Origin of the sequence: Paenibacillus rigui (assembly GCF_002234615.1) — a bacterium.
GTDB lineage: Bacteria > Bacillota > Bacilli > Paenibacillales > NBRC-103111 > Paenibacillus_S > Paenibacillus_S rigui.
The window spans coordinates 196528-219221 of record NZ_NMQW01000002.1 but is presented as its reverse complement, the minus strand read 5'-3'; the positions used below and the strand labels follow the sequence as shown (position 1 = coordinate 219221).

The following is a 22694-nucleotide window of genomic DNA, read 5'->3' as shown; positions in this document are numbered from 1 at the left end:
ACTTCCTTATACTTATATTTTACTTTTTCCGGTAAAAGGAAGCAACACAAAATTCGATGCGTACCGCCTCATTTCAACAAAATCAATCATTTCTCATGGTTAAAGCAAAAAGAAAACCCTACAAGTCCAAAAACCTCCTGTAGGGTTTTCCTTATTATTGGGAAGGTGAGGCCGTCGGTGTCAGCCTTTCACTAAACGTGTTTTTTACCGGGTTGAACACCATTTGAATGCCCAGGATGCGCTGCAGGTCCTCATACAAAATTTGGGTCCGCCTGCTTTTCATCTGGATCGGGGAGGTCAACTGGAATTGCCGGTCGTCAAGCTTCACAGTACTGCTGTTCATTCGGGTGGTCCAATGCTTGCCGTGATAATAAAAGTTAATCGTACCGTCCTTGTCCTGAATCATGGTGCCGCCCACTTGTCCGACACTTTCGCGAAATGGAATGTAGCCGAAGGTTCGGCTCCGGTCCACCACCTTCCGCATAATCGTATTATGCAGCTCCTCGGGAGAGATGCTCGGGTTGCCCGCAGTAATCCTCGGAATTTGCATAGGGTCATCCTCGCGGGTCGCCATTTCGCTAACAACGGTAAAGGCGTAGCGAATGCCGTTCTTTCGAAGAATGTCCGATGCAGTTTGATCAAAGCTGCCGAACGGGTAGGCGTAAGCATTCACAGGCTTTTGATGAAGCTGCTTCAGTTTATTGCGGCAGGCCAGCGTATCTTCACCAATCCGTTTGGTATAGGCCTCAGGCGTCTCCGCATTCCCATCGTAGCCGATTCTCGAAGTCAGCAGAGGCTGACCGTTCTTTTGGGCATGGAGCCGGTCCGAGTGACATTCGAAATCGGCGGCATTGCCCGGTTTGGCAATCATCTCCGCGACTTGATCGTTCGAGAGGAAAGGGATATTGCCGCCGAACGGGTCTGTCAGCTGTTCTGTAATAACGAAGTTGACAGAAGGAATGCCCAATTGTTCAAGGATCGGGTAGCCGATGTCGTAATAGCTCTTGTAGCTGTCGTCGAAGGTGACCAGCACCGCATTATCGGGCACGGCTCCACCGGACATATAATGCTCGAATTGCTGCAAGGTAAGAAAGTGATAGTTCCGTGCCTTCAGGAGCTCCAGCTGTTCTTTAAACAGCTTCGGTGTGATGGTCACGCTGCTTTTGGCCGTATCGCTCAAATGGTGGTACATGATGACGGCGACTTGGTCTTTATACATATAATTCGGCGTTCCGGAGCCGATAAAAGGAACGACACAGACGCCGATCAATAATAAAATGATCACTTTTAATGAAAGCGAATTCATAGGTACATTCTCCTAATCTAGTAAGTGACATTCTTGATTATAAGGAGGCGTTCTCCGTTTGTAAATATGGGGAGATAAAAAACATGTAGGAAAAAAAGCGGATATACAGTCCCGAAAACTTGTAATACAATGTCGATGAATTAGGAAATACATACCAGTTATGGTGGAGAGGTGAATTTATGGATTTGAAAAAGTTTGTAGCTTCGGCACTCATATGCTGCGTCTCGTTAAGCTCAGGCTTGACGGCAGCGGTTGGTGCGGAGGCGGGCAGCCCTGTTTTTGCCGATGTAAACGACCATTGGTCCAAGGCAGAGACTGAATACCTGGCCGGTAAAGGAATTATCGATGGGGTAGAGCTTGATGGAAAACGTTGGATACTGCCCGATCGTACGGTAACCCGCGCCGAATTCGTAAAGATGCTGGTTGGGGCAACCGGCAAAAAAGCTGCTGGCAGCTCTACCGCTGCCTTCAAGGATGTTCCAGTGGGACACTGGGCACAGCCTTACATTGAAACAGCCAAGAAAGAAGGCTGGGTCGATGGCTATGACAATGGAAGCTTCCAGCCCGATGCACAAATTACACGGGCCGAGCTGGCCACCATGCTGGTGAGAGGGTATCAGCTGAAGGAACAAACAGGGAACACGGTCAGCTTTGCCGATGTGCCCGCGGATTATTGGGCGTATGCGTCCATTCGGACCGCAGCTTCGAATAAGCTGATCGAGGGTTCGATGGAGAACGGCCAGACGGTGTTCAAGCCCGTTAAATCAGCTACCCGCGCTGAATCGATCGCGGTGATCGCCAGGTATTTGAAAGCGCAGGAAGGGACAAACCCTCCTGTGACGCCAACACAGCCGACGGACAATCCTTCGACGACAACACCGACGGAAGCAGCGGCGGGTGCAGGTGCTTCCAGCGGAGGCTCCAAGCATAATAACAAAGCAAACACAGTCAGCCTGAACGGTCAACAATTGATTGACACCGTTGGAAACGGCAATCCCATCAGTGGCACGGATGCTCAGAACAATACTGTGGCATTGGCCGGTTTGAATTTATCCGGTTATTACGGAAGCCTGAGCGATATTCATGTTGAGATGCAGAAGCAGGAGACATTGACTGGCAGCAGCACTACCGTAGTACCGGGACTTACGGGTCCTGTTATTGAGTTCAATACGAACGGCAATACGTTCTCCAATGCTACCTTAACATTGAATGTAGGTTCAATTGCAACGCAGCAAAATTTGACTGCAGCCTATTACAATGAAACGACGAAAAAATTTGAATTTTTAAGCACAGCTTATAATGTGGCTGATGGTACGGTCAGCTTCTCGACAACGCATAACAGTAAATATGTGCTGATCGATAAGACGGCTTGGGATCAGGCCTGGAGAAACAGCCTGACCGTCACATCCGGAGTGTACAAGCCTTATGTCGATTTTGCTTTCATCATTGACAGCTCCGGCAGTATGATGGATACGGATCCTCAAAATCTGCGTAAAAAAGCGGTGACGGATCTCGTTTACGGCTTGAACTTCAATCCGAATTCCGAGCAAGTACTCGAAATCAGAGATATTAGCGTAGCGAATGCGGTATATCATTATGAGGGCTCGGTGTATAAAGAGGCGGACCGTGCCGCTGTTATTGATTTTGACAATAGCGCCCGCGCGGTTGTTACCTTCTCGACATATGGACCGACCGTTGCGGCCGCTGTTTATTACGGGATCGACAGCAGCGGTGGAACTAATATTTTTGCCGGGCTTAAGCTAGCCTACGGTCAGTTCGAATCGGCAGGGGATGCGAATCACCGTTATATCGCTGTTCTGTTGACGGACGGGGAAGATACTTCAGGTCTCGCACCGGATTGGAATGCGATTACGGCTGCTTACGGAAAGGGTGTAACGCTGATCACCATGGGCTTAGGGGATTCGGTCAACTCGGGTTACCTTACGCAGATGGCGACGCTAGGCGGCGGCCAATATTTCCATGTTCGCACCTCGGAGCAGCTGGAGGCAGCCTTCAGAACGGTTGTCGACACGACGCGGCATGACGAGTTTGTGGATGCGGATGGAGACGGCATCGACGATTATTATGAAGTGACAGGGATGCTGCTTGAGAACGGCATGCTGGTCAAAACAAGCATTGATCCGAACAATGGGAAAGACACGGATCAAGACGGCTTCACGGACGGCGAAGAAATGGGGCAGCCTGTGGATGTTGTCATCACCGAGGACATGGTGCCGCAAGGCAGCGACCTGGTCGGCAAAACCGTTAAAATGTTTAAAGCCATGAAGAGTATGCCAACGGACCCGCGGACACGCCATAAAGGAAAAGAACTCCCAAAAGGAGGGCAAAAAGCACAAACGTGAGCTTCTCACGCTTTTGTGCTTTTTGTTTGCTTCAAAATATGATATATAATGGGAAGACTATAATGAATAACAAAAATCGTTGGAAAGTGAGGAATCACATTTGAAGATTGCTATTGCAGGTGGTTCCGGGTTTGTGGGTCGGCATCTCACCCAATATTTTTTAAAGCGCAAGTACTCTATTATTTTAATTTCCCGGAAAAGCCAGAAATCGGATCATCCTTTAATTCGTTATGCGACCTGGTCGGAGCTGAAGTCCAATGTGTCCATGATGGAAGGGACGGATGCAATTGTTAATTTGGCAGGCGAAACGATTAACCAAAGATGGACAAAAGCGGCCAAGGAACGCATTCTCCAATCCCGTCTGGAGACGGTAGGGCAAATTGCGGACATTGTAGCGCGCATGAACAATAAACCGCAGGTTGTTGTTAACGCATCGGCTATCGCGATCTATGGAACCTCTGAGAAGCTTGGTCTCGTCGAGCATAGTGATACGAGGGTGATGGATTTTTTATCCGGTGTAGTGTCCCAATGGGAGCAAGCGGTGGATCAAATTCAAGACACCCGCATTGTGAAGCTCCGGCTCGGTCTCGTGCTTGGCAAGGACGGAGGCGCACTGCCCAGAATGATGACACCTTATAAATTAGGCCTCGGCGGAAGAATAGGGAGCGGAAAACAATTTTATTCCTGGATTCACATCGAGGATTTGTGCAGGCTTATTGAGTTCTGTATCGAGAACGAGGATATTATCGAGCAAATCAATGCTACAGCCCCCCACCCGGTGACCAATGATGAATTCGGCAGGACATTGGCTGCGGCAATGCATACAGGGCATCGCTTCCCTGTGCCTGCCTTTGTGATGAAGCTGCTGCTTGGGGAAATGGCAACGCTCGTGCTGGAAGGTCAAAAAGTGCTTCCCTACTTGGCGACGGAGTATGAGTTCCATTATAAATACCCGACGATCGAACTGGCTTTGGACGATTTGGTCGGAGGAAAGTAAGGAGGTGTGCAGTCATGATACAATATGGATCAACTGATCTGCACGAGCTGCGTTTTTCGTCGATGCGTGCCTCGATTGAGCTTCGGGATGCGCAGTGGATCGATGTTGAAGTCCTATTCGAGCTGGACTTGCATCAAGGCAGCGAGCTGCCGGCAGACCTGTCAGAGCTAAGCGCTTTGCTGATATGTACCTATGGAGGAGATATCGTACAAATCGTGCCGCAGGATGAAGGGCGCGATTGCGAATATCAATTCACAGACGCCGAGAAGGAACAGCTGCGGCAATTTTATGAGCAGTCCGTCAAACAGCTTCTGCGTCTGAAGGTCGAGCGTATCGATAACACTTAACAAAAAAGATTGAAGGCATAGCGCCCTCAATCTTTTTTTTGTTGTTTTTGCAGCGCAGCCATCAATGCATCTCCCAGGCCGGAGCCCAGCGAGGTTTGGTCACTGTATTGTTCAATCAGTTTGGAGGCGTTACGCTTGGCGGCCTTGCCTCCGGGACGTGCTTCATCATTCAGCATTTCTACAACATTGCAGGGACGGCATTGAGCATATTTGCCTGCCTTCCCGGTATGGATCTCCATCTTCTTGCGGCACTGCGGACAGCGTTTATTGGATAGCATCGGCTCTGCCGCCCGCCTGTAGCTGCATTCACGATCGATGCAGACGAGCATTTTCCCGCGTTTCCCTTTGATTTCCTGCAGATTTTTTCCGCATTCCGGGCATTTGGAGTGGGTTAAATTATGCGGCTTATACTCTGTCGTGCTGTTTTTTACGGTGCGGACCATCTCTGTTGTCTGTTCCCGAATACCGCTGAGGAAAGCTTTCATATTGCCACTGCCCTTGGCAATCCGTTCCAGCTCCTGCTCCCAGCGGGCGGTTAGCTCCGGTGAGCGAAGGGACGGTACAACCAGCTCGATCAGCTGGGCCCCTTTGCCTGTCGGCTGCAGGGTGTTCATCTTGCGCTCAATCGTGTCCGTGGACACGAGCTTCTCAATAATATCCGCACGGGTGGCTGGGGTGCCGAGACCATGTTTCTCCATCACGGAGAGAAGCGCCGCCTCCGTAAATCGACCCGGAGGCTTGGTCGCATGCTTCTCCAGCTGACAGCGGACGTCCTTCATTTCGGTACCGAGCTGAAGCTGCGGCAAGGCTTGGGCACGGCTGTGGCCGTGGCTGTCGTCCTCAGCGGTATCGTCTTCATCGGAAAAAGATGATGCTTCCTGACCGTAGACGCTTTTCCAACCGGCGTCTTTCATGATGCGGCCCTTGGCATAGAAGCGCTCGCCGGCGATGTCGAGGGTCACAGACGTTTCATCGTAGCGGTACACCGGATAAAACAACGCGATAAAGCGGCGGGCGATCAAGTCGTAAAGCTTCCGCTCCTCAGCGCTCAATGTATGCAGAAGAGGGGCCTGCTCCGTAGGAATAATCGCATGATGATCGGATACCTTGCTATCATCGACGATTCGCTTTGTGCTAGGCAGCGGCTTTCTCAGCAGCGGCCGCACAAGTGGTGCATAGGGCTGCAGGTTCAAGCTGTCCAAGCGGCTTTGCAGCGTGGACACCATGTCAGAGGTCAAGTAGCGAGAGTCTGTTCGCGGATACGTGACCAGCTTGTGCTGCTCATACAGCCGCTGCAATATGCCGGAGGTCTGCTTGGCCGACCAGCCGAATTTTTTGTTGGCATCCCGCTGCAGCTCGGTCAAATCGTAAGCGAGCGGCTGCGGCTCCTGCTTCTCCGACACCTTCAGCTCGGCGACCTTGGCGTGTCCGCCCTGCAGTCGGGCGAGCAGGGCATCCGCGGCCGTCTTATCGAAGATGCGGCCATCCGGCTGCTGCTTCCCGCGCCACATCGCCTGAAAGCCGGCCAGCTGCGCCTTGACAATCCAGTAGTCCTTCGCCTGGAAGCTGCGAATTTCTTGTTCGCGCTGCATCATCATGGCCAGGGTAGGGGTCTGAACCCTGCCGGCTGCCAGCTGCGCATTGTACTTGCAGGTCAGGGCTCGGGTCACATTGAGCCCGATGAGCCAATCCGCTTCGGCGCGCGAGACGGCGGATTGGTAGAGCGCATCGTAATCGCGGCCCGGCTTCAGCTTGGCGAAGCCGTCGCGGATCGCTTTATCCGTCTGGGAGGAGATCCACAGACGCTGGAATGGCTTACGCCAGCGAATCAGCTCCATGATCCAGCGGGCGACGAGCTCGCCTTCCCGCCCCGCATCCGTGGCGATGATGAGCTGCTCCAGATCGTTGCGCTGTGCAAGCTGAGAGATGGCGCGGAACTGAGGGGTTGTTTCCTTGATGACCTTCAGCTTCATCTTCTCGGGAAGCAGAGGCAGATCCTCAAGGTTCCACGCCTTGTATTTGGCGTCATAGTCCTCGGGCTCGGCCAGAGTCACCAAATGCCCAAGCGCCCAGGTAACGACGTGCTTGGGGCCTTCCATGTAATGCTTATGCTTTTGCTGGCAGCCGAGGACACGGGCAATTTCCTTGGCAACGCTAGGTTTTTCTGCTAAGACTAGGGATTTCATACAAGCTCCTTCGATTGTCATGATTTGATCGTCGGAAAGCAGGTTCAACTGCTCCCGATTTGGTGAATGATTTATTATAACATTACTGGAAAAAGGGATGGCTGTCCATTTTCCATACTTATGGCCTGCGCTACTGCTTCCAATAAAGGAGACGGTAATCGGTAGGGGTCATCCCCTCCTGCTCCAGGAACCGTTTGTTGAAATAGCTGACGCTCGGGTAGCCGGCGTCATTCGCAATCTGCTTCACGGTCAGCTCCCGTTTCTCAAGCAGCCACTGCTTGCTTAACTGCAGCCTGCACAGCGTGACGAAGGTCATCGGCGTCATTTGGGTTACTTTGCGAAACAGCTTGCAGAAGTAATAGGTGCTGATTCCGGCTTGCTCCGCCCAATAATCGAGCTCAAACGGCTTACAGGCTTGCTCCTGTATGAGAGGGAGCAGCTGCAGGATGCGGTCATGCGTTCCTATATTGGTGCTTGCCGTCAAAGGAACCGCCTGATTAACGAATTCGGCGATGACCGCATACGTCAAGGTCGAAAGCTTAGTCAGCTGGAAGAAGGTGTTCTCCTCCGCTTCGATCAGCAGTTGATGCAGCGCCTGCTCCAAAGGCTTCCACTGCCGGATGGTCCATAGATGGGAACGGTAAAGTCCGTTCTCCATCAAGTACTCCTTCAGCTTGTCACCGTAAAAGTGAACCCAGCGTACCTCCCAAGGATCATCCTCACTGGAATAGTAGCGCTGTCTCTGAAGCGGGAAATACAAAAAAGCATCACCGGCCTGCAGCGTGAACGTTTCATTGTCTGTTTCCACATAGCCTTTGCCGCTTACGATAAGGTGAATGCTGAAGTTGTTGAGCGCTCCCTCCTGACGGTCGACGGTATGGGCCCGCGCATTCTCATACCAGCCGACGGACTCGGGCAAGCAAAAAAAGGAGTGCTCCAGGAGGGTAGGAAGCAAAATCTGTCTTCTCATGTACAAGCTCCTCATTAGATGACAATATTGTTATAGGTGTGGGCAAAAAGTTGTCATTTTCATTTTACTTAATGTTCAATATAATGGCAATAAAGTATTAAGTTTTCTACCCACTCAAAGGAGCTGAGCTTGAATCATGAGCCAACAAAAATTACGCTGGGGCGTATTGGGCTGCGCAGGAATTGCCAAACGGGCCGTCATTCCGGGTATCCAACAATCCGAGACCGGAGTCGTTGCGGCTATCGCAAGCCGCGATGAAGAGAAAGCAAAGGAAACCGCTGCGCAATTGGGCATTCCTACTTTTTATGGAAGCTATGAAGCACTGCTTGCAGATGACAATATTGATGCGGTCTACATTCCGCTGCCGAACCATTTGCATAAAGAATGGACGATTCGCGCAGCCGAAGCCGGCAAGCACGTTCTTTGTGAAAAGCCTGCTGCACTCCATGCGGAGGAGGCCGAAGAAATGGTTGCAGCCTGTGAGAAGCACGGGGTTAAGCTGGCTGAAGCGTTCATGTACCGGCACCACCCGCGTTATGCAATCATCAAGGATATTATCGATTCGGGTGAAATCGGTACCATTCGCGGCATTCATGGCGCGTTTACTTTCAATAATGCCAAGGACAGCAACAATGTAAGGTATAAACAGTTCATGGGCGGCGGATCTCTCTATGATGTGGGGGTGTACCCGATCAGCGCAGCGAGACTCATTCTTGGACAAGAGCCGCAAGCGGCTACGGTACATGCTTTCTTCTCGCCGGAGCATGATGATGTGGACATGATGGCATCGGGTATTTTGGAATTCGAAGGCGGCGTCGCCTTGACGTTCGACTGCGGGATGTGGGCGGCAGGCCGCAACGTGCTCGAAATTCTCGGAACGGATGGACGTATTGAAGTTCCGTGCGCCTACGTTACGCGTCACAATCCGGAAGACAACGTGTTCGTGACTGCCAAAGGACAGCGCCGGGAGGTTGCCGTTCCTTACGTAAATCATTACGCACTGCAGGCCGATGATCTGGGACGCAGTGTGCTCGAAGGCACTCCGCTTCGATTTGCACCGACAGATGCCGTCGCTAACATGAAGGTCATCGATGCTTGCTATACGTCTGCAAGAACACGCAGCCGGGTTGTTTTATAAGCTATCATTTCAACGGTAAAGGAGCCGAAACGATGAAAACCATTCAAATCGAAGGATTGGATAAACCGGTTTCGCAGCTGATTCAAGGAGCCGATTTTTTTAAGCATAACGTGTATGATAAAGTGTGCAGCGTTCTGGATAATTTCTTTGCTATCGGCGGTAACACGATAGACACGGCCTACATCTACTGCGGCGGCGAGAGTGAAGAGACGATCGGACGCTGGATGAAGGACCGCAACAACCGCGAGCAGGTCGTTATTTTAACCAAAGGCGCCCATCATAATGCTGACGGCCCGCGTGTCAATCCGGAAGCGATAGCTAGCGATTTAGCGGTAAGTCTGGAGCGGCTGGGCACGGATTATGTCGATCTGTATGCGCTTCACCGTGACGACACGAATGTGCCGGTCAGTGTAATTATCGATGCGCTCAACGAGCATATTCGTACCGGCACCATTCGCGCGATCGGCGGCTCCAACTGGACGCACACCCGACTGCAGGAGGCGAACGATTATGCGGCAGCCAACGGCCTTGTCGGCTTCACCTTCAGCAGCCCGAACCTCAGCCTCGCCAAGCCGAATGAGCCTCGATGGGCAGGCTGCGTGTCGGCTGACGAGGAAGCGATTGCTTGGCATGAAAAATCGCGGCTGCCGATTTTGTCATGGTCATCCCAAGCCGGAGGCTTCTTCACCGGGCGCTTCGCACCGGACATTCAGGATAACAAGGAAATGGTTCGCGTCTATTACAGTGATGCCAACTGGGAACGGCTGCGTCGCGCGGAGCAGTTAGCCAAGGAAAAAGGCGTCAGTACGGTACAAATTTCACTGGCTTATGTGTTAAACCAGGCATTCCCGACCGCTGCGCTGATCGGTGCACAGAACGAGGCTGAGCTGGAGTCCTGCCGTGAAGGCGCACAAATTACGCTGACGCCGGAGGAAGTAAAGTGGCTGGAGCAAGTCTGAGTCCGGCTGCAAGACTTTGATAGAAGCTTTCTCATAAAGAAAAGCTGTCACCCGTAAAGGAGGATTCCTCTGGCTCGGGTGACAGCTTTTTCGTTGTCTAAAAAAGGGACGCACACAACTATGACAATTCTTGTCTTAGTTGTATGGTATACTAAAGCCATTCCAGCGTCCGATTCGAAAAATCGCGCGTTCGTAAGGGAGAATGACCATGTCCAAGTCCAAAAGGCTCATGGAGCTGATGATTGCCGTGAACAAACGGAAGAAGTTTACCGTACGTGAGCTGGCGGAAGAATTCCAGGTTTCCATGCGTACGATTATGAGGGATTTGCAGGTATTAAGCGAGCTTGGCATCCCTTTGTATACGGAATATGGGCCTCATGGGGGCTATCGGGTATTGAGAGAGCGCTTGCTGCCTCCGATCACGTTCTCCGAACAGGAGGCCGTGGCGATGTTTTTCGCCTATCAGTCGCTGCAGCATTATGGTGCGCTTCCTTTTGCAGAAGAGTCCACCACAGCCTTGAATAAATTTTACTACTATCTGCCGGACGATACCAAGGAAGTCATCGATAAGATGAAGCAGAGGGTTGTCTTCTGGACCCCTAAGCGGTATGCTTCAAATCCTTATCTAAAGCCGCTATTGGACGCGTCACTGCAGCAGCACAAGCTCGCAATCGTCTATGACTCGAAGGAAGGGGCCAAGTCCCGGATTATACAGCCTATCGGCGTCTATTCCCATAACGGCTATTGGTACTGCCCGGCTTATTGCCATTTGAAGGAAAGGTTTCTATTGTTCCGCGTCGATCGGGTGCTTGCGGCGGAGCTGTCAAATGAAGACGTGCCCGGCGTTGATTTGAGCCGCTATTCCATCATGGATTGGTTCAAACCGAAGCCGTCAGGGCATATGGCGCATGCGTCGGATGCGTTGTTCAAGACGGTTGTCAAGTTAACCCGAGACGGCGTAAGACGATGCCAATGGGAAGCGTATTTTGGCGCTGCACTTCATGTAGAGCCGGATGGAACCGGCACGCTTCGGCTGGACATTTCCGCAAGCGAACTGGACTATTATACGTCTTATTTCCTTGGTTTCGGAGCAGACGCTGTCATTGTTCAGCCTGCGGAAATGGTGGCCATGGCAAGGTCCGCTGTAAACAGACTGGCGGAAGCGTACCGGGAACCCTAAATTATTTCCGGGTTACAGGAACGTAAATATCAAATTCGTTGTCTGCTGCTTCCATCGAAATATAACGGTGGTCATAGAATTCCATTTCGGGGGCTTGCGCCCTTACATACGCATCATTTTCGTTCAGCCATTGATGGATGGCCGCATACGTCCCGTCCAATTGCGAAATAGGACCACGATGGGTAAACACGGCATATGTATGGGGAGCAAGGGTCCAACGGTCCATTCCCTGAGGGACCGAGGAGCTGGACTCGGGTACAACCGCACCTGTCACATAGTCAAATGGTTTCCCGTCCGGGCTGCTTAAGCAGACGCCCATTGTAGGAGCGCCAGCTTCACGCCCCGTAATCTCCTGAATACGCTGCATGAAACGGGCCCATTGATCCGCAATGGAAGTCATCGGCTGTCCGGGAACAAGGGTGTGCACTTCCTTTATTCCGACTACATGATAAGCAGGTTTGTACTCCACGACAGGGAGTAGAGGCTGGTTGGCAACAGGTTTCATAGGACACGATCCTTTCATCACATCGATAATTTGAACTTCGTTTACAAAATTGACTTTACCACGGGAGTCTGACAGCTGCTGTCATAGTCTTTCGGCTTTTTGGTACTTTTTCACAAATTTACTGTATAGGTTCGCTTTGAGGCATATGTTATGATGAAATCAATAATTGAAAGCGTTTACTGTAATCAAGGGGGGCTATGCCTATGCATCTGACACAACCACTATCCATTATGGTCGTAGACGATGAGCTGCCGCTGCGGGAAGAATTACGCTTGTTCCCATGGCAGGACTACGGCGCCGAGCTGATCGGCGAAGCCGAGAATGGGGAGGAAGCACTGGCCCTGTGCCGCAAGCTTAAGCCGGATGTCGTAATTACAGACATTACGATGCCTGTTATGGACGGAATGGACCTATTCCGCATCATCAAACGGGAATTTCCTTTGACACAGGTCGTTTTGCTGACCTGCCACAGTGATTTTGCTTATGCTAAAGAAGCCTTGAAGCTTGGCGCATTGGAATATTTAGTTAAAGTCTCGCTGCTGGATACGGAACTGGAGCAGGTTTTGGACAAGGCGAGGGATGCCATTCAACGGGAGCATAACTACAGGCGCAGCGAGCTGGATAAACAGCGCTGGGAGCTGTCGAGACTGTTGAGCCGCAGTACCGAAGAAGGGCATCGGGATCGAAATCTGTCCTTGGTTGCATCGACAATTCAGCTATGGAAAACGGCTTTTCCGCTGAGAATCGTTCGAATCCATGTCAATGTAACGTCACAGGAAGAAATGTTTGCGCATCGTGAGCTGCAAGCATGCTTAAGTGAATGGGAGCTTTCTCCCTCCCCAGAGAGCTTATCGCGGCGCTGGGCTGCCATAGGCCCGTCAGATTATATGCTGCTGTTTCAGGAGTGCGCAGGCTCGGGCAAGCCGGATTCCTTCTGGCTGCAGTACGTAGGCGCATGGCTGACCCAGCTGCAAAAAACGCTTGATGCGAACATTTCCTATTTAAGCCAGCCTGTCAGCTTGTATGCTGTTATCGGGGCCGCGGTTCCACGTGTGGAGGAAATGCCCTCAGCCCTACGTCAATCGGAGCTCCCCGCAGCCTGCTTGTTCTATGATCCAAGCGGGTCGGTTTACGACGCAGATACGATAGGAGCTTTTCATAGGGAAAGGGGCAAGGAGCCCTTTGCTGAAAACACTGCCCCCGAAAATTTTGACATGCTAACAGAACAGCTTCGAGAAGCCGCACAGGACAAAGCTTCGCTTGCCCGATACTACCGGGAGACGCTAACCGACTGGGTCCAGCAGTCACGCCCGGATCGGGATTTGCTCAAGCTGTGGCTTGTGTCTGTACGCAAGGAATGGATGGGCAGTAAGGAAGCCGCTATCCAGCAGGAGCTTATACGGAAGCTTCATAACGCCCGTACGTTCGCCGAGCTGATTTCACTGTTGATTCGTGAACTGGAGGTCCGGGCCGGAGGCAAGCAGAGGCTGCGCAAGGAAGTGGCATGCTCGATTCAACTGATTGCCGATCACTTGGCTGAACCGATCACATTAACCTGGGCTGCCGAGCAGGTGGGGCTGAGCTCTTTTTACTTGAGCCGTTTATTCCGTGAGGAGGTAGGGGAGTCGTTCAACGAATTTGTGACCCGGCAGCGTATCGATAAAGCCATCCATCTTCTGCAAACGACGAGACTGAAAGTATACGAAGTAGCCGAACAGGTAGGCATTCCGAGCTACCGCTACTTCTCAGTATTGTTCCGCAACCGGACCGGGGTTGCCCCTTCCGAATACAAGAAAGGCGGAGTGGAATGATGAAGCGGGTGCTGGCATGGTTTCGAAGCTGGAGTATGGCCACCAAGCATTCGCTGTTTCTATTTGCAGGGACGCTGGTGTTGTTTGGCTCGGTGGCGTGGAACAATTTGCACGATGCGGAGCAGCTCTTCAGGAAGCAGGTTTTGTCCGATGCCCAGGTTATTATCGACAGGACCAATCTGTATTTAAACGCCTATTTGGACAATGTACAAAACATTCTTCTCCTGCTCTCGACAAGGGCGGAGCTGCTGGAGGAAGGCCACGAGGAGGAGGCGGTTACGGTCCTTCGCCAGTACGCGGAAAATAACAGTACGCTATATAAAACATTGTACCTTGTCCGGCCGGACGGCAAGGTTCTTTCCAATACCCAGGTATATTATGACATTATCGGGAATCCGAACCTGGACCGGTTGTACAATCAGGCCAAGAACAATTTCGGCGTCATGATTAGTGAGCCGTACCAATCGCCATTATCCGGCAAAACGGTCGCCTTTATTTTTCCGATTCGAACGAAAACCGACGCTCAGCTGAAGGGAATGGCCGTCATCGAGATTGATCTGATCCGCTTGACCACCATGCTCTCCCAGCTGATGAACTCCAGAAACCAAACCTTCACCATCATTACGAATAAAAATCATGTGGTCAACACGTACGATACGAGCTGGCCTCTGTTCTATTATGATTTACTACCGTACGATACGTCTGTTTTTCCACCCGAGCTGAATCCCGATTTTGTCGAGAAAGCGGGCGATTTGCCTGTAGGCATTACGGAATTGGCTGGGGCAAAGGGGAAGCTGGTCGCCGTCAAGTCGGGCATGAATAAGCTGGGCTGGTATTTTATCGCCTTTATCGAGGACCGCTACTTTTATCAGAACATCATCAGCTTGTATAACAATTACAAGGCTGCCGCACTGGTGTGGGTCCTTATTTTATTCGTCAGCTCTTACATGATGAGCCGGTATGTCACTTATCCTGTACGTATGCTGGTCGCCAAGATGGACCGCGTCCGCGATATGGAGGTGCTGCCCAGCATCTCCGTACGAAGAGAGGACGAGATTGGCCGATTGGCTAAAAGCTATAACGCGATGATGGAACGGATTCATATGCTTCTGACCGAAACGAAGGAAATGGAGCAGCGGAAAAAGCAATATGAGCTGAAAATGCTGCAAAGCCAGATTGCTCCGCATTTTTTGTACAATACGCTTGCCTGTATCAGCAGCCTGGCCAAGCAGCACAAGACGGATGCGGTTCGTGAGACCATCCGGTCCTTGGTCGGCTTGCTTTCGTTCAGCTTTGATAAAAGCAGCGAATTCGTCACGCTGGAGGAGGAGCTCGAAGGGCTTCGCATGTATGCCCATATTCAAACCGTCCGGTATGGGGATAAATTTACATTTCACCTGAACATTGCACCGGAGACACTGCCCTGCCAAATCTTGAAGCTGACGCTGCAGCCCTTGCTCGAAAATGCGATATTTCACGGCCTGGCACCGCAAAAGGTGCAGGGCACGATTCGCCTTCGCACGGCGCTCCGCCGGGGCAGGCTTATCATTTACCTTCGCGACGATGGAGTCGGAATGAATAGTGAGCAGCTGCAGAGCGTGTTCTCGGAACGCAGGAAAGCCCCGAGCAAGCACCGGTTCACCGGGATCGGGATCATGAACGTTCATGAACGGATCAGGCTTCATTTTGGATCGGAATACGGCCTTAGGATCGCAAGCCTGCCAGGGACAGGCACCTTGATCCGGATCGAATTGCCAGCCTATGTCAGTAAAGATTAAAGCGTTTGCAAAAATTGAAACAGTTTCGCAGGATCCCTGTATAGCACGCCGTAAAGCGCCTGTTTATACTTAACAGTATAGAAGAAAGCGCATTCAAATTGAGAGGGAGGTGGTCCTGTGGAACAGCAATGGACGATAGAGCAAGTGGCGATGACGAAGCAAAGGGAGCGCCGGTTCAAGCTGCTTGGCAAGCAGGTGTGGGCATTCCGTGCTTTTTATTTGATGCTTTTGCCGGGAGTTATTTATTACATTGTATTCCGGTATGTACCGATGTACGGCGTCATCATCGCCTTTAAGGATTTTAATATGATGAAGGGCATTGTGGGGAGCTCCTGGGCGGATCCATGGTATAAGCATTTTCAAATCTTTTTCCACTCTCCGTACTTTTCCCAGCTGATGATCAATACAACAGTCATCAGCTTGTATAAGCTGGTGTTCGGGATGGTGCCGCCCATTATGATGGCGCTATTGTTGAACGAATGCCGTGTGCGCTGGTTCAAAACCGTCATTCAAACGCTGACGTACATGCCCCATTTTTTATCCTGGGTCATCATCTACGGTATTCTTATCGCGTTGTTTTCACAAAACTCCGGTTTGGTCAACCGGTGGCTTCAAGAGAGCGGAGGGAGCTCGATCGGTTTCATGACCTCCGTGGATTATTTCAGAACGATTCTCGTCGGATCGGAAATATGGAAGGACCTCGGCTGGGGAGCGATCATTTATCTGGCGGCGATGACTGCGATTGATCCGACTTTGTATGAGGCCGCAAGAGTGGACGGGGCCGGCCGGCTCCGGATGATTTGGCACATCACGCTGCCTAGCATCCGCAATGTCATTGTCCTGCTCTTCATCCTGAAGCTGGGCAGCATTATGGATGCCGGCTTCGATCAAATTTACATCTTGTACAACATTCAGGTGTATCAGGTGGCGGATATTTTGGATACCTGGGTGTTCCGAACCGGTCTGCAGCAGTTGAATTTCAGTCTTGGCGCCGCTGTAGGAGTGTTCAAATCCGTGATCGGCATGGTCTTGGTGCTGGGCTCCAACCATTTGTCGAAGAAATGGGGGGAGGGAATATGGTAAGAGGGCTGGAGGATCGTCTCATGAATGTATTGGTGTATACCGTGCTGGGTCTGGCCGGCCTTGCGGCTATATTCCCCTTGATGTATGTCGTATCGGTTTCAATTACACCCTTCTCGGAGGTGCTTAAAAACGGAGGGTTCATCCTTCTTCCGAAATCAGCTACGTTTACCGCTTATCATAAGCTGCTGACCGAATCGAACATCCCCCGCGCCTTCTGGGTTACGATATTCATTACTGTGGTCGGCACGTTGGTCAATCTGGTGCTGACGGCTCTGATGGCTTATCCGCTCAGCCGCCGCATGCTGCCGGGGCGTCAAATTTTTCTGCTGCTGGTCGTGTTCACGATGCTGTTCAGCGGAGGTATTATTCCGACCTACCTCATCGTAAAATCGCTTGGTTTGCTGGATTCGGTCTGGTCCATGATCCTGCCTAATGCGGTATGGAGCTTCAATGTGCTGATTATGAAAAGCTTTTTTGAAAATTTGCCGGAAGAGCTGTTTGAATCCGCTCGAATGGATGGAGCCAAGGAGTTCCGTATTCTGCTTCAAATTGTAGCGCCCCTTTCCGTTCCGTCTCTGCTGACCGTCGGCTTGTTCTACATGGTAGGGCATTGGAATGAATTTTTCCAAGCGGTGATGTATGTGACCGACCGTACGCTATTTCCGCTGCAAGTCATCATCAGAGAGCTGTTAATGCTGACCCAGCAGCCGCTGGAAAATGCGGAGAGCATGCTGCCTACCGAAACGATGCAGATGGCTTCGGTCGTGATGGCGAGCCTGCCGATTATCGTTATCTATCCGTTTATTCAAAAGCATTTTACAAAAGGGATGCTGCTCGGCTCGGTGAAGGGCTAGGGCGGCAACCTCAAGAAACCGGGATTGAACGGCGGATAAGCCTTTGTGACGGACTGCAGCCGGAGCTGAAAGCTGCCGCTTCAATAGATTAAAGATAAGGAAAGAAGGGGATGGCATGAAATCGACAAAGAAAGCAATCACCGTTTCCATGAGCCTGCTGCTGCTGGGAGGTACAGTTCTGGCAGGCTGCAGCGGTTCAAGCGGCAAGCCCGAGCCGAAAGGCTCGGCATCGAAGGAAGCGCCGGCTTCCGCTTCCAGCGGCAAGCCCGTTAAGCTGGACATCATCGAGACGGGGAACGGACTTCCGGCACCCGAACAGGATATCATCAAGCAGGAGCTGGATAAGGTGCTGGGGACGGATTTGAATTTAACCGTGTACGCATCCGGAGACGATTATAAGAATCAATTGAATGTACGTATGGCTTCCGCTAACTTTCCGGATCTGTTCATGGTCGATCGGCAGCAGCTGAAGCAATTTTCCGAGCAGGGCATGCTGCTGGATTTGACGCCTTATATGGACTCGAAGCTGAAGCAGGTGAAGGATTTCATCGGTCCCGACAGCTTAAAGAAGGGAACCATGAACGGGAAGGTGTTTGCCGTATCCAAAACGCCCCAAATTCCGTACGATACGTATTTTATACGCAAGGACTGGCTCGACAAGCTGGGAATGCAGGTGCCCCGAACGACAGATGAGCTCCTCGAGGTCGCTAAAGCTTTTGTCGAGAAAGACCCGGACGGCAACGGGAAAAAAGATACGATCGGTATCACGGCCGGGAAATTCGGCGCTTTTAACACCATCTTCGGAGCGTATGGCATCGGATATTCCGAGGGCGTGCCAAGCTTGTATGTGAAGGATAACAAGCTGATCAACGCGCTATACGATCCTGCTATGAAGGATGCGCTCGCCTTTATTAATAAACTGACGACAGCTGGTGCAGTCGATCCCGAATTGATGGCGAATTCAGGCTTGCAGCACCAGCAAAAGGCGATCAAGGGGCAGGCAGGCATCATTTATATCGACTGGCCGAATATGACGAAGGATCAATTTGTGGAACAGATCAAAGCGGTGAATCCGAACGCGAATTGGGTCCAGGTCGACGCTGTAAAAGGGCCGGGGGGACAGACCGCCAGCTCCTGGGATATCGGAAAAACTGCAGGGCTGTACGCAGTGCCGAAGACGTTGGAGAAAAATCCGGAGAAGCTTCAGAAAGTATTTGATCTGCTCAACTATGTTTCGAACAAAGAGACAGGCTCGCTGCTCGTGCAGTACGGTGTGAAGGGGAAGCATTACAATCTGGAAGGCTCGAAGGTCATTCCTACGGATTTGATGGGAAAGGAAGGCGGTTATTTCTGGCTGTATCAATTTACCGGCCGCCCGGAGATGGAATATTTACAGGTCAAATTCGCGAAGCAGGCACCCTATATCGAATTTGCCAACAAACAGCCAAGAATCCAGGCGCTGAACGGGTTTGTCGATTACCCTGCCGGGTATAACGCAGCCGACGCGAACCGCTTTATCGAAGAAGAGCTGGCCAAATTTATTTTCGGCAAGAAGCCGCTCTCCGAGTATGACAATTTCCTGAAAACGCTGGAATCCTCCATGAATTACAAGGCTTATATGGACGGAGCCCAAAAGCAGCTGAAGGATCTCGGCTATCTCAAATAAACTATCCTAAGGAGTGTTGTTCCATGACCGCAGTGTCCCTAGACCTGCAAGCTCTTTCCCAGCAATTTCAGGAGCAGGGGTATTTACTGCTTCGCGATATTTTAACGCCGGAGAAGGTAGAGCGTTTGAATGCAGCTATCGATGAGATTCTGGCTCAAGAACCGGATACATTAGCCCATAACCTATATAACAGCGTGGAGCGTCATGAAGAAATTGCGTCCCTTATCGACGAACCGACCCTGCTTCCCTTGATGGTGCAGCTGCTCGGTTACAATATCCAGCTTCATATTTCTCACCTTACCATTCGCAAGCCGAATCCGCAGGATGAAAAGACGGCAACCCACAGCTTTATCCATTGGCATCAGGATGGCCCGCATCCCCAATTTCCAAAGATCGGTGGTCTCACGTCCACCTATTACATTAAAACCTGCTACATCCTTAGCGACATGTCGGAGCCGGATCGAGGCAATACGAAAATTATTCCTGGCTCGCATAACAAGCCGTTTCAACCGGAGTCGCAAAATGTAGACGATACCGTGCAGGGAGAGCTGCAAATTTGCGGAAAGCCCGGTGACGTCTTCGTTTTCGCCCAAAATTTGTGGCATGCCGGTGCGCCTAACCGGTCCCCGTTTACCCGCAGGCAGTTGTTTCTGGGGTACAGTCCGATCTGGATGCGTCCGATTGACTATCGCACAGCCTCCGATAAGCTGCTGGAAAATGCGACACCCATCCGCAAGCAGCTGCTTGGGGTGATTGATGACAATCCGTTCAAGTATTATGTTCCGGAGGAATCTATGGTACCCTTAAAGCAGTGGTTCCAGGGAGATGCCGGCAATAGCGGCTATCCCCAGTAAACAATCGGCGGAGGGAACAATGGATACGAGAGAACATAATCAGGAGCGGACAGGAAAGCTGCAGGGGAAGCTGGCCCTGGTCACAGGGGCTTCCCGGGGGCTGGGCCGCTGGATTGCTTTCGAGTTAGCAAAGCATGGAGCAGCGGTAGCCGTCAATTATGCCAACAACCACCAGGATGCAGAGCAAACGGTAGGCCTGATTGCAGAAGCGGGCGGGACGGCCATGGCGTTCCGCGCGGATATTACGAAGGAAGCAGAGGTTGCAGGCCTTGTTCAAGAGGTGACGACAGCCTTCGGAAGATCTGTCGCCATTCTGGTCAATAATGCTACGGGTCCGCAGCCGATGCTGTCCATTGAAGAGAGCGATTGGGCGGCATACATGGACCAGCTGGAATTTTTCGTAAAAGCGCCTTTGCTCCTGACGAAAGCTGTGCTTCCCGGCATGAAGGCGCAGGGCAAAGGCAGCATCATCAACATCGGCAGCGAGGTGGTCCAATTGGGGAACGCCCGCTTCTCCAGCTATGTGACGGCTAAATCGGCGATGGTGGGGATGACCCGGTCTTGGGCCAATGAGCTGGGGCCTGCAGGCATTCGGGTCAATCTGATTGCACCCGGATGGATACCGGTGGAGCGGCACGAGGGAGTGGATACCAGCGACTATGCGAGGACGCTGCCCTTGCAGCGGGTGGGGGAGCCGCAGGACATCGCTTCTGCGACTGCCTTCCTGGCATCCGACGAGGCCAGGTTCATCACCGGGCAATGCTTGTCCGTCAACGGCGGCAATACGTTTGGGATTTAAGCACGGATCCTATCGTGATACCTATGGTTGTAAACCCGCGGGACAACAAGCTCCCGCGGGTTTTTTCCGTGGATAAGAAAGCATAAGTTTCCCAACCCTCGTCTACCTTGACAAACGCATCCCATCCGGAAAGATGGCGAAGCCGTTGATCCTTGTATGCAAGCGGATGCAAGCCATTGTTCGATTTACCGCTGAAATGGTATAATGGCGGAATCAATAGTCATGATTTGGAAACGGGATGATGCCATGAGGAACCCTCGCGAGCTTTTCGGCGATATCGATATTTATTTGTTCGACCAGCTGTTGAAAGGCCGAATTACGGAAAACATGCGTATACTCGACGCTGGCTGCGGCTCGGGCCGCAATCTGACCTATTTTCTACGCAGCGGCTATGAAGTTTATGCCATTGACCGTTCGGAAGAAGCAATTCAAGCGGTTCGCAAGCAGGGGGAGCAGTGGGCGCCGGCATGGTCATCCGATAGGGCTCGGGTCGAATCCATTGAGAAAATGAACTTCGCCAATGACAGCTTTGATGTCGTCCTGTGCAGCGCCGTACTGCATTTTGCAATGAACGAGGCGCATTTCCAGCAGATGCTGCATGAGCTATGGCGGGTACTGAGGCCCGGTGGCCTGCTTTTTGTCCGATTGGCTTCGTCGATAGGGATCGAAGCCCGTATCGAGCCTTTGGGAGACTATCGATACAAGCTGCCGGACGGAAGCATCCGGTTTCTTGTGGACGAGGAACGGCTGCTCCGTACGACGGAGAAGCTTCAGGGCATTTTGCTCGAACCGATCAAAACGGTCAATGTGGCCAATCAAAGGTGCATGACTACCTGGTGTGTGAAGAAGCCGCACATTTTATTTTTTGATCCGATTGAAGAGACCGTCCAGGAGAAGGATGAGCGCGATCAGCTGTTTCAGCAGACAAACCTGAATCATACGGAGGAGAACAGTTCATGAACGTAAGAGTATCGGCGGTACAATATCATTTACATACAATCGGCAGCTTTGAGGAGTTTGCGGCGCAGGTAACCCACTACGTTAAGACGGCAGAGGAATTCGAAGCAGATTTCGTCTTGTTTCCGGAGCTGTTTACAACGCAATTGATGTCGATCGGAGGGGGAAAGAACCATCCGCAGGCTTTGACCATCGATGAGCTGCCTTCCTATACCGAGGCTTACAAAGAGCTGTTCGTTTCTTTAGCCCAGTCGACCCAAATGTACATTATAGGCGGTACACATATTATCCAGGAGAAGGGCCGGCTGTACAACACCGCTTTCTTGTTCTATCCGGATGGAAGGATTGGAGAACAGCGTAAGCTTCATATTACACCTACGGAAGTGAAAGAGTGGCATATGGCAGCCGGTGATGGTCTGCAAGTGTTCGACACGCCGAAGGGCCGCATTGCCATGCTCATTTGCTATGATATCGAGTTTCCGGAAATCGTTCGCATGGCCCGTGCCCGTGGTGCGGATTTGATCTTCTGTCCGTCCTGCACGGATGATCGCCACGGCTTTCATCGCGTCCGTTACACCTGCCATGCACGTACGATCGAGAATCAAATTTATGTGGTGACGACGGGGACGGTCGGTTCGCTGCCAACAGTTGATTTCATGAGAGGCAACTACGGGCAGGCGGCCGTTATTACGCCGAATGATGTGCCGTTCCCTCCAGGGGGCTTAATGACCGTCGGGGAAGTGAACCATGATATGGTCATTACCGCCGATTTGAATATGGAGCTGCTTTACCAGGTGCGCGAGAAGGGCTCCGTGACCACATGGAGAGACCGGCGTACCGATCTGTATACCGACTGGAATTAACAGGTTCGGAGATGAAGCTGCGGAGCAGCGAAATCGTACTGGAATGGCATTGGCCGATAAGCCGTGCCGCAGCCGGAC

General features: G+C 51.7%; 19 protein-coding genes. 15 read left to right on the top strand and 4 right to left on the bottom strand.

Annotation, left to right across the window (positions count from 1 at the left end; genetic code table 11):
* Positions 1–154 precede the first annotated feature (154 nt).
* On the bottom strand, positions 155–1306 hold the full coding sequence (locus CF651_RS01700) for a polysaccharide deacetylase family protein (RefSeq protein ID WP_094013101.1): 1152 nt from the start codon (positions 1304–1306) through the stop codon (positions 155–157).
* Between the two features lie 179 nt (positions 1307–1485).
* On the opposite strand from CF651_RS01700, the gene CF651_RS01695 reads away from it, so the two are divergent.
* The 3 genes from CF651_RS01695 (at position 1486) to CF651_RS01685 (ending at position 5013) form a co-directional block, all read left to right on the top strand.
* Positions 1486–3669, top strand: a complete 2184-nt coding sequence (locus CF651_RS01695; RefSeq protein WP_094013100.1) for an S-layer homology domain-containing protein — start codon at positions 1486–1488, stop codon at positions 3667–3669.
* A 79-nt stretch (positions 3670–3748) separates the two neighbouring features.
* The gene (locus CF651_RS01690; RefSeq protein WP_342746538.1) at positions 3749–4666 is read left to right on the top strand and encodes a TIGR01777 family oxidoreductase; all 918 of its coding nucleotides are present in this window, start codon (positions 3749–3751) and stop codon (positions 4664–4666) included.
* A gap of 14 nt (positions 4667–4680) precedes the next feature.
* Positions 4681–5013 carry a hypothetical protein gene (locus CF651_RS01685; RefSeq protein ID WP_094013098.1) on the top strand — a complete coding sequence of 111 codons (333 nt, stop codon included), beginning with the start codon at positions 4681–4683 and terminating at the stop codon, positions 5011–5013.
* Positions 5014–5039: 26 nt separating this feature from the next.
* On the opposite strand, the gene CF651_RS01680 is transcribed toward CF651_RS01685, so the two are convergent.
* A complete protein-coding gene (locus CF651_RS01680; protein ID WP_094013097.1) occupies positions 5040–7199 on the bottom strand; it encodes a DNA topoisomerase III in 2160 nt (719 codons plus the stop codon).
* Between the two features lie 130 nt (positions 7200–7329).
* Positions 7330–8169 carry a helix-turn-helix domain-containing protein gene (locus CF651_RS01675; RefSeq protein ID WP_094013096.1) on the bottom strand — a complete coding sequence of 280 codons (840 nt, stop codon included), beginning with the start codon at positions 8167–8169 and terminating at the stop codon, positions 7330–7332.
* A gap of 136 nt (positions 8170–8305) precedes the next feature.
* Between CF651_RS01675 and CF651_RS01670 the strand changes: the two genes are divergently transcribed.
* The 3 genes from CF651_RS01670 to CF651_RS01660 all read left to right on the top strand — a co-directional run bounded on the left by CF651_RS01670 (position 8306) and on the right by CF651_RS01660 (position 11446).
* On the top strand, positions 8306–9307 hold the full coding sequence (locus CF651_RS01670) for a Gfo/Idh/MocA family protein (protein WP_094013095.1): 1002 nt from the start codon (positions 8306–8308) through the stop codon (positions 9305–9307).
* A 32-nt stretch (positions 9308–9339) separates the two neighbouring features.
* The gene (locus CF651_RS01665) at positions 9340–10266 is read left to right on the top strand and encodes an aldo/keto reductase (RefSeq protein ID WP_094013094.1); all 927 of its coding nucleotides are present in this window, start codon (positions 9340–9342) and stop codon (positions 10264–10266) included.
* Between the two features lie 208 nt (positions 10267–10474).
* Positions 10475–11446 carry a helix-turn-helix transcriptional regulator gene (locus CF651_RS01660; protein ID WP_094013093.1) on the top strand — a complete coding sequence of 324 codons (972 nt, stop codon included), beginning with the start codon at positions 10475–10477 and terminating at the stop codon, positions 11444–11446.
* Position 11447: 1 nt separating this feature from the next.
* Here CF651_RS01660 and CF651_RS01655 read toward each other — a convergent pair whose 3' ends face one another.
* Complete coding sequence (locus tag CF651_RS01655) at positions 11448–11951, bottom strand: GyrI-like domain-containing protein (RefSeq protein ID WP_179232647.1); 504 nt, start codon at positions 11949–11951, stop codon at positions 11448–11450.
* A 203-nt stretch (positions 11952–12154) separates the two neighbouring features.
* Here CF651_RS01655 and CF651_RS01650 point away from each other — a divergent pair, with 203 nt between their 5' ends.
* The 9 genes from CF651_RS01650 (at position 12155) to CF651_RS01610 (ending at position 22616) form a co-directional block, all read left to right on the top strand.
* Positions 12155–13762: a response regulator gene (locus CF651_RS01650; protein ID WP_179232646.1), complete on the top strand. Its 1608-nt coding sequence runs from the start codon at positions 12155–12157 to the stop codon at positions 13760–13762.
* Positions 13759–15540, top strand: a complete 1782-nt coding sequence (locus tag CF651_RS01645; protein ID WP_245855603.1) for a cache domain-containing sensor histidine kinase — start codon at positions 13759–13761, stop codon at positions 15538–15540. Before CF651_RS01650 ends, CF651_RS01645 begins: the two co-directional genes overlap by 4 nt.
* Before the next feature lie 150 nt (positions 15541–15690).
* On the top strand, positions 15691–16623 hold the full coding sequence (locus tag CF651_RS01640; RefSeq protein ID WP_094013493.1) for an ABC transporter permease: 933 nt from the start codon (positions 15691–15693) through the stop codon (positions 16621–16623).
* Complete coding sequence (locus CF651_RS01635) at positions 16617–17477, top strand: carbohydrate ABC transporter permease (protein WP_094013089.1); 861 nt, start codon at positions 16617–16619, stop codon at positions 17475–17477. The genes CF651_RS01640 and CF651_RS01635 overlap by 7 nt, the downstream gene beginning before the upstream one ends.
* A gap of 115 nt (positions 17478–17592) precedes the next feature.
* The gene (locus tag CF651_RS01630) at positions 17593–19143 is read left to right on the top strand and encodes an extracellular solute-binding protein (RefSeq protein WP_094013088.1); all 1551 of its coding nucleotides are present in this window, start codon (positions 17593–17595) and stop codon (positions 19141–19143) included.
* A 23-nt stretch (positions 19144–19166) separates the two neighbouring features.
* The gene (locus tag CF651_RS01625; RefSeq protein WP_094013087.1) at positions 19167–19997 is read left to right on the top strand and encodes a phytanoyl-CoA dioxygenase family protein; all 831 of its coding nucleotides are present in this window, start codon (positions 19167–19169) and stop codon (positions 19995–19997) included.
* Positions 19998–20016: 19 nt separating this feature from the next.
* Positions 20017–20796, top strand: coding sequence for an SDR family oxidoreductase (locus CF651_RS01620; protein ID WP_094013086.1), 780 nt, complete (start codon positions 20017–20019; stop codon positions 20794–20796).
* Between the two features lie 222 nt (positions 20797–21018).
* Entirely contained in the window at positions 21019–21756 is a 738-nt protein-coding gene (locus tag CF651_RS01615) for a class I SAM-dependent methyltransferase (protein WP_245855602.1), read from the top strand.
* Positions 21753–22616, top strand: coding sequence for a carbon-nitrogen hydrolase family protein (locus tag CF651_RS01610; protein ID WP_094013085.1), 864 nt, complete (start codon positions 21753–21755; stop codon positions 22614–22616). Before CF651_RS01615 ends, CF651_RS01610 begins: the two co-directional genes overlap by 4 nt.
* The last annotated feature ends 78 nt before the right edge of the window (positions 22617–22694 follow it).

Bases quoted from the DNA above. Each gene is read 5' to 3' on its own strand.
- CF651_RS01700 (WP_094013101.1), bottom strand. From the start codon at position 1,306: ATGAATTCGCTTTCATTAAAAGTGATCATTTTATTATTGATCGGCGTC.
- CF651_RS01695 (WP_094013100.1), top strand. From the start codon at position 1,486: ATGGATTTGAAAAAGTTTGTAGCTTCGGCACTCATATGCTGCGTCTCG.
- CF651_RS01685 (WP_094013098.1), top strand. From the start codon at position 4,681: ATGATACAATATGGATCAACTGATCTGCACGAGCTGCGTTTTTCGTCG.
- CF651_RS01680 (WP_094013097.1), bottom strand. From the start codon at position 7,199: ATGAAATCCCTAGTCTTAGCAGAAAAACCTAGCGTTGCCAAGGAAATT.
- CF651_RS01675 (WP_094013096.1), bottom strand. From the start codon at position 8,169: ATGAGAAGACAGATTTTGCTTCCTACCCTCCTGGAGCACTCCTTTTTT.
- CF651_RS01670 (WP_094013095.1), top strand. From the start codon at position 8,306: ATGAGCCAACAAAAATTACGCTGGGGCGTATTGGGCTGCGCAGGAATT.
- CF651_RS01665 (WP_094013094.1), top strand. From the start codon at position 9,340: ATGAAAACCATTCAAATCGAAGGATTGGATAAACCGGTTTCGCAGCTG.
- CF651_RS01660 (WP_094013093.1), top strand. From the start codon at position 10,475: ATGTCCAAGTCCAAAAGGCTCATGGAGCTGATGATTGCCGTGAACAAA.
- CF651_RS01655 (WP_179232647.1), bottom strand. From the start codon at position 11,951: ATGAAACCTGTTGCCAACCAGCCTCTACTCCCTGTCGTGGAGTACAAA.
- CF651_RS01650 (WP_179232646.1), top strand. From the start codon at position 12,155: ATGCATCTGACACAACCACTATCCATTATGGTCGTAGACGATGAGCTG.
- CF651_RS01645 (WP_245855603.1), top strand. From the start codon at position 13,759: ATGATGAAGCGGGTGCTGGCATGGTTTCGAAGCTGGAGTATGGCCACC.
- CF651_RS01640 (WP_094013493.1), top strand. From the start codon at position 15,691: ATGACGAAGCAAAGGGAGCGCCGGTTCAAGCTGCTTGGCAAGCAGGTG.
- CF651_RS01635 (WP_094013089.1), top strand. From the start codon at position 16,617: ATGGTAAGAGGGCTGGAGGATCGTCTCATGAATGTATTGGTGTATACC.
- CF651_RS01630 (WP_094013088.1), top strand. From the start codon at position 17,593: ATGAAATCGACAAAGAAAGCAATCACCGTTTCCATGAGCCTGCTGCTG.
- CF651_RS01625 (WP_094013087.1), top strand. From the start codon at position 19,167: ATGACCGCAGTGTCCCTAGACCTGCAAGCTCTTTCCCAGCAATTTCAG.
- CF651_RS01620 (WP_094013086.1), top strand. From the start codon at position 20,017: ATGGATACGAGAGAACATAATCAGGAGCGGACAGGAAAGCTGCAGGGG.
- CF651_RS01615 (WP_245855602.1), top strand. From the start codon at position 21,019: ATGATTTGGAAACGGGATGATGCCATGAGGAACCCTCGCGAGCTTTTC.
- CF651_RS01610 (WP_094013085.1), top strand. From the start codon at position 21,753: ATGAACGTAAGAGTATCGGCGGTACAATATCATTTACATACAATCGGC.